The 694-nt window shown below is 54.8% G+C and carries 1 protein-coding gene; it reads right to left on the bottom strand.

Translation table 11 applies throughout. The features are described from left to right. Nucleotides 1-694: phosphoribosylformylglycinamidine cyclo-ligase (purM, locus tag ACWHAR_RS27480; RefSeq protein WP_452088484.1), on the bottom strand; the 694-nt coding region annotated here is incomplete at both ends.

Raw genomic sequence — 694 nt, 5'->3', positions numbered from 1 at the left:
GCCATCGGGCATCATGCGCGGCAGGTTTTCGATAAAACCGCCGCCGGTCACGTGCGCCATGCCGGCGATTTTGCCTGATTTCACCGCTTCAAGGACAGGCTTGACATAGATTTTCGTCGGCTCTAAAAGCTCTTCGCCAAGAGGCCGTTCAAAAGGTGCATACGTCTCATCAAGGTTCAGACCGGCATCTTCAAGAAGAACTTTCCGAACGAGAGAGAAGCCGTTGCTGTGAAGGCCGCTTGAAGATAGTCCAATTAAAAGGTGCCCTTCGCTGATATTTTCGCCCGTGACGATGCCATCTTTTTCGGCAGCTCCGACCGAGAACCCGGCGATATCGTATTCATCCTCTGTATAAAGCCCCGGCATTTCCGCCGTTTCTCCGCCGACAAGCGCTGATCCCGACTGTACGCAGCCTTCTGCGACGCCTTTTACGATCTCTTCAATTTTGACGGGATCGGCTTTTCCGACCGCAAGGTAATCGAGGAAGAAAAGCGGCTCCGCTCCTTGAGCGAGCACATCGTTGACACACATCGCGACGGCATCGATGCCGATCGTGTCATGCTTGTCCATCGCAAAAGCGAGCTTCAGTTTTGTGCCGACACCGTCCGTTCCCGAAATGAGAACCGGCTGTTTGTACGGCAGTTCCGACAGGTCAAACATGCCGCCAAACCCGCCAAGTCCGCCCATTGCGCCG

This window comes from Bacillus sp. LR--39 (genome assembly GCF_053613335.1).
Note: the sequence above shows the minus strand (reverse complement) of the source record. Positions and strands in the feature narration are given on the sequence as shown.